The 6517-nt window shown below is 45.6% G+C and carries 5 protein-coding genes; all 5 read right to left on the bottom strand.

Translation table 11 applies throughout. From position 1 onward, the window contains the following. Nucleotides 1-419: 419 nt before the first annotated feature. The 5 genes from ftsZ to murB all read right to left on the bottom strand — a co-directional run bounded on the left by ftsZ (nt 420) and on the right by murB (nt 6186). Entirely contained in the window at nt 420-1535 is a 1116-nt protein-coding gene (ftsZ, locus tag RCO25_RS20560; protein WP_308997997.1) for a cell division protein FtsZ, read from the bottom strand. A gap of 119 nt (nt 1536-1654) precedes the next feature. Further along, the gene (gene ftsA, locus RCO25_RS20555; protein WP_308997996.1) at nt 1655-2896 is read right to left on the bottom strand and encodes a cell division protein FtsA; all 1242 of its coding nucleotides are present in this window, start codon (nt 2894-2896) and stop codon (nt 1655-1657) included. A gap of 221 nt (nt 2897-3117) precedes the next feature. Continuing rightward, on the bottom strand, nt 3118-3888 hold the full coding sequence (locus tag RCO25_RS20550) for a cell division protein FtsQ/DivIB (RefSeq protein WP_308997995.1): 771 nt from the start codon (nt 3886-3888) through the stop codon (nt 3118-3120). Nucleotides 3889-3996: 108 nt separating this feature from the next. Beyond that, complete coding sequence (murA, locus tag RCO25_RS20545) at nt 3997-5265, bottom strand: UDP-N-acetylglucosamine 1-carboxyvinyltransferase (protein WP_308997994.1); 1269 nt, start codon at nt 5263-5265, stop codon at nt 3997-3999. 15 nt (nt 5266-5280) lie between these two features. Further along, the gene (murB, locus tag RCO25_RS20540; protein ID WP_308997993.1) at nt 5281-6186 is read right to left on the bottom strand and encodes a UDP-N-acetylmuramate dehydrogenase; all 906 of its coding nucleotides are present in this window, start codon (nt 6184-6186) and stop codon (nt 5281-5283) included. Between the last annotated feature and the right edge of the window lie 331 nt (nt 6187-6517).

The following is a 6517-nucleotide window of genomic DNA, read 5'->3' as shown; positions in this document are numbered from 1 at the left end:
ACACAATCACTATACCAAACTGAAGTGGTGTTTTCTATTTTGCAAGAGATGAATAATTATCTTCGAGCAGCGTGATATATCAAGGGTTTAAGCTTATTTTCGCTCTGCGAAGTTTGAGTTCTTTAATTCAACTTATATAGTTTTTTTATTTAGTAATTGCTGCTCCACATTATTCTTACAGCATCCTTTCTAGCAGTCGGACACGCGTTTTCCCTCTTTATGCTCGCCTGTGTGCTTATAGACAACTTTTATAGATTACTTCTTCCCTCTAAGCACTCTAAGCACATATGCTTGCTTAATGCGTCTTTTTGAGCGCTCCAATACGCCATATTCGCTCTGTAAGTAAGTCTGTGTTATTAACACGCATCAAAACAAAAAATCCGCCACACCAAAGGCTGGTGAGGCGGATTGAGTTTACTTTAGCGATCGCCGCGTGGACGATTGCGAAGGAATGCAGGTATTTCAAGCTGGTCGCTTGATGTATTGCTAGCCCCGAATGGCTTAACGGCATTAGTGCTTCCCGTTTGTCTCGTATCAACCGATTCCGGCTGTTGTTGAGGTATGCGACGAGCAGCTGCCGACTTATGCTCAAAGCCCGTAGCAATAACGGTAACTTTAATTTCGTCCTTCAGATCTTCATCGATAATTGCACCAAAAATCATATTTACATCAGGATCCGAAGCAGAAATAACGATTTCGGCGGCTTCATTGACTTCATACAACGATAGGTTGCTGCCGCCAGTGATGTTCATAATTACGCCGCGTGCGCCATCAATTGAAGTTTCAAGCAACGGACTCATGATTGCTTTTCTTGCCGCTTCAGCAGCACGGTTCTCGCCTGTAGCGATACCGATACCCATAAGCGCGGATCCGCGTTCAGTCATGATCGTTTTCACGTCTGCAAAGTCAAGGTTGATCAAACCAGGTACTGCAATGAGATCAGATATGCCTTGTACCGCTTGACGAAGTACATTATCCGCTTCACGGAATGCTTCCAGCATTGGCGTTTTCTTGTCTACGATTTCGAGCAAACGGTCATTAGGAATAACGATTAGCGTATCTACTTTTTCTTTTAGCGCTTCGATACCAAGCTCGGCTTGTCCAGAGCGCTTGCGACCTTCAAAAGTAAATGGTCTAGTAACAACGCCGACTGTCAAAGCACCGCATTCGCGTGCAATTTCAGCAATAACTGGAGCTGCTCCTGTACCTGTTCCGCCACCCATGCCCGCTGTAACGAAAACCATGTCCGAACCTTTAAGCTGATTCATAATGATTTCGCGGGATTCCTCGGCTGCCTTGCTGCCTACATCCGGATTAGCTCCTGCACCAAGACCGCGTGTCAGCTTATCGCCGATTTGCAGTTTATGCTCAGATTTTGCCAGATGCAATGCTTGTGCATCCGTGTTCACCGTAATAAACTCTACGCCTTTAACACCATTCTCTATCATACGGTTTACAGCATTACTGCCGCCACCGCCAACACCTATTACTTTTATTTGAGCAAGCTGCTCAAGCTCAAAGTCGAATTCCAACATCTTTCATTTTCCCCCAGTCAAGCGTAAACTGCTGATAGCATCCTACGATACGGTACAGCAACGTTTCGCGGTAAAATATAAGCATCGTATAGAGGTGAAACTTATATTATCTTATATTTTCAAATAAACTCATTAAACATGCTTTTGATCCGCTCGAACATACCGGGTTTAGTTGAAGGTGCTGGACTTGCTTTGCGGCCTGCCGTTTTCTTCACTGCTCCAGTTCCACGAGCTCCCATATATTTCGACACATATTGAATCATGCCAACACCGCTGCTGTATGCAGGGTCTCTTACACCGATATAATCCGGAAGTGCGATTCTAACGGAAGACTCAAGCTCTGTCTGGGCCAAAGCTAGTGTTCCTGGCATCGATACCGTGCCGCCTGTCAAGACATAGCCGTTAACCTTTTCCCCATATCCGAGTCTTCTCACCTCTTGTCGAATGAGATGGAAGATTTCTTGCATACGAGGTTCAATAATGCTGGCAAGATCAACCTGTGAAAACTCTTTCTCCACATTGCTGCCCATCCGCACTACTTTAAACTTCACATCTTCGGCTGCATCAAGAACATTAGCGCATCCGTATTTTAATTTAATTTTCTCCGCTTGATCACTTTGTGTGCGCAAGCCATAAGCAACATCATTCGTTACATATTCACCGCCAATTGGAAGTGTAGATGTAGCCGCTAGTCCGCCTTGATCATAAATAGCAATTGTGCAGGAGCCTGCTCCGATGTCTGTAAGTACGGTACCCATAGATTTCTCATCCTTAGTCAATGAAACAACGCCAGAAGCTAATGATAACAAAATCACGCCAGAAATACGAAGTCCCGCTTTCTCTACACAACGCATAAGGTTATGTATGGCAGTCTTCGTTCCCGTTACGATCGTCGCTTCAACTTCTAGACGTACGCCAATCATACCGCGCGGATCAGAAATTCCTTCTAAACCGTCAACTAAATACTGCTTAGGTACCAAATTAATAATTTCACGTTCTGGTGGAAGCGCGACTACTTTTGCTGCTTGCAATACTCGTTCAATATCTTCTTCACCGATTTCACGATCCTCGTTGGATACTGCAACGACGCCACGATTGGTTTGCAGCGCAATATGATTGCCCTGAATACCAACATAAACGTCTGATATTTGAATGCCTACCATGCGCTCCGCATGCTCAATTGCATTGCGAATCGATTGCACAGTCTGGTCAATATCTACTATTGCTCCTTTGCGAATACCCTCTGAGTCGGCTGATCCAACTCCAATAATATTAATGGCTCCATTATTCACTTCACCAATAATAGCACGAACTTTGGATGTACCGATGTCCAAACTGACGATGATGTCGTTACTGCTCATCCTGCGGCACCTCCGTTTCAAATAAATATTTATTATTGCACAAGTTTAAGGTCTTTTTACTTATTCAACGCCTTTAATATTTTCCCTCTTTTTTCAACAAAGTTTTCATTGTTTTTTCGCTTTGTGTCGAGTTCCGCCCCTTGCTTCACTCTATATGTCCTAATGTTATCCAGCCTCATCGAGTATAAATGCGATAAATAAAATTCTACCATTCTTTCAAGCTATTGAGTAGTCTCTTTTTGCTCGGAGTCCATATTTTCCAGACTTTCACTTTGAAAAGGAACATAAGTATCCGCAAGCAGCATCGTAATCTTACCTGGCTCCTGCGTCTCAATTACGGCATTCAATGCTTCGATTTTTTCAGGCAGTACAGAAACAGCTGTGACCACTTCAAATTTAGTACGCGTATACATCACAACCCGGTCTGGATAAGCAGAAGAAGGAAACGGCAATATTTCGGATAGATCGGATAACTGCTTTGCTGAAATTTTCCCCAATTGCTTCGTCAATTCGGCTTTTATTGGGTCTCCTTCGGTCCAGCCTGACAGCACCGGCTTGTCCACTAGCTGCATTTCATCGTTATCAGCTTCCACGCTGGTTCCATTAGACAGTAATGCTGTCAATTCACCCTGCTTTGACAGCTCAAAAGCAACGACTGGGAACTCCTCGATTGAGATCTTCAAAAGTCCAGGAAACAACTTCGTAACCTTGACTTCACTGATTTGCGGCAGTGTAAGAATTCTTTCTTCTATTGTAGAGGATGATGTACGGAAGAAAGCATCGCCGACCAATATAGCAGAAGTCTTGCTTATATCCTCTTTCGACACAAATCTTGTACCTTCAATTTGTATTTCTGATATTTTGCTAATCGAGGAATTAAAAAACAGCACCGCTAAAAGAGCCAGAAATAATAAAATGAGAATATACAGCAGCTTCCTGCTGCCCATTCGTTTTTTACTCGGTTCCTTCAGTACAGGCATCTGCGCGCTCATAACTTGTCCCTTCTTTCCCCAAAAAACATCCGGCTAACCTCTTCGCTTCACCATCGCTCAGCATCAAAGGGTCCGGCTGTTTCTATCTTGCAGCTCATGCGCATAGTATTAGTTATTAGGCACTGGCGAATAACGCGATATTCGCGCACCCAGTCGAGAGAGCATCGTTTCGATTTTCTCATAGCCTCGATCGATATGGTGAATTTGTTCCACGACCGTCTTTCCTTGCGCCGCTAAGCCGGCAATGACAAGGGCAGCGCCCGCTCGAAGGTCGGTTGCTTCAACCGTTGCGCCGTATAGTCTAGGCACCCCGCGAATGAATGCAGCATTCATATCTACCCGAATGTCGGCACCCATACGTGACAATTCATCCACATGCTTCAATCTGCCTTCAAAAATCGTTTCTTTCAATACGCTCACACCATCCGCAAGCGTAAGCAGCACCATTACCTGAGACTGCAAATCAGTAGGAAAAGCCGGGTACGGAGAGGTTACGATTCTTTCAACCGCTCTGGGTCTGGTTGCACTGCCAACTTTAATTATATCACCGTCGACAACTATTTGAACACCTGCACGACGAAGAACATGGATCAATGAAGATAAATGCGCGGGCTGCGTGTTCTGGAGCGTTACCTGACCGCGTGTCGCTGCGGCAGCAACCATAATTGTTCCAGCAACTATTCGGTCCGGAATAACCTTATAACGACATGGTGTTAGCGACTGTACCCCATCTATCGTTATCGTGTCGGTTCCGGCGCCCATTATTTTCGCGCCCATTGCGTTTAGGAATCCTTGTAAATCTTGGATTTCCGGCTCTCTTGCGGCATTGCTGATCGTTGTCCGACCTTCCGCTAAAGCAGCCGCCATCATTATATTTTCCGTTGCCCCGACGCTTGGAAAGCTTAAATGAATGTCAGCTCCCCGCAGTTTATCGGCACGGCATACAATACGATTGCCAAACTCTTCTATTTCTGCACCAAGAGCCTGCAGACCTTCTAAATGTAGATCAATCTTCCGTTCCCCAATTGCACATCCGCCAGGCTGATAGACCTGGGTTTCACCAAACCTAGCAAGCAAGGGTCCCATTAAAAAAATAGAAGAACGCATCTGTCTCATTAACGATTCCGGCACGTGGGACGTATGTGCGGTTACAGTATCCAGTACTACGGTTCCTCCCGAATGCTCGGCCCGGCATCCTAATTCGCGCAAAATGTTCAGCATGACGTCGATATCTAGCAAATCTGGCACATGATCTAAAGTTGTTGTGCCTTCAGCCAATAAACTGGCAGCCAGAATCGGCAAAGCGGCATTTTTCGCTCCTTGGATAACTATGGTTCCTGAGAGAGGTTTCCCGCCTTCAATCACCAATTTGTCCAATGTATCACCTCCGAATTACCGCTCACCCACCACCAATACTTCTGGCACTAACAGGATGCCGTAGCGTTCCTGAACCGTGCTTTGAATATGAGTCATGAGGGCGAGAACGTCTTCAGCTGTTGCTTGCCCGGTGTTTACAATAAAATTGGCGTGCTGCTCCGATACTTGCGCTCCTCCGAGGCTTTCACCCTTTAATCCAGCCTCTTGAATAAGCCTAGCTGCAAAATCATTGGGCGGATTGCGAAACACGCTCCCTGCGCATGCGAGCTGCAGCGGCTGGGTTCTCAATCTTCTCTCTTTGTAAGAGGCCATCATAGCGAGAACTTCCTTCTTATCTCCTTCAGACAGCTCGAAGGTTGCCTCAACGACGACGCCTTTTTGCTCATGAAGAATAGAATGTCGGTAAGAGAAATTCATATCCTCGCGATCGTAGCGAACCAATTCTCCTGTTTCCAGTACAATATCAGCTGATTTAAAAATACGTGACACATCCGAACCATGCGCGCCAGCATTCATATAAACGGCTCCGCCTACCGTGCCGGGAATTCCCCCTGCAAATTCAAGCCCGGTCAGCCCTTCTTTACCCGCCATGACTGATAGCTTTATTAATGAATATGAAGCACCTGCTATGACTAGCGATCCTTCAAAACGCACGTAATCTAACCCTCTGTGCGGTTTTATCACAACACCTCGAATCCCTTTATCGCTCACCAGCATGTTGGAGCCTCTGCCCAAATTAGTCCATGGCATTTGATGCTTCCGCACCAATTGAACCGCAGCAACTAATTCTTCTTTGCTTCGAGGGAGGATTAATATATCAGCGGGGCCGCCGATTTTCCATGTTGTATAGTTCGAGAGCGGTTCGTTATACAAAACTTCGCCAAGATTGGCTTGTTCCAATTCCGCTTTAAATGCTTCCATTAGTAGAACCTCCTTAAGGTTTTGTGAAGCAAAACCAGCTTCGTAAGCGTTCGCTTAGGTTTTGTGAAGCAAAACCAGCTTCGTAAGCATTCGCTTAGGTTTTGTGAAGCAAAACCAGTACGTTAGCAGATGCCTTACCGTAAAAAATGAGAATAAAACGATTCGAGACTCCTGTCAACAAGCCCAAACCGGCTGCCTCCAGGTCCTTCTGCTGCAATAACCGCTCCATTTGGGCGACGGTCACGAATATAGTGTATCTTATGCCCTTGTAGGCCCTTGTGTGACAGTGGCCTATACAGAGCCATTTGGCGTATTGACCAAGCTTCCTGAT

The sequence above is a fragment of the Paenibacillus sp. LHD-38 genome, assembly GCF_031157315.1.
GTDB lineage: Bacteria > Bacillota > Bacilli > Paenibacillales > Paenibacillaceae > Pristimantibacillus.
This window is presented reverse-complemented; position numbering and strand designations above follow the sequence as displayed.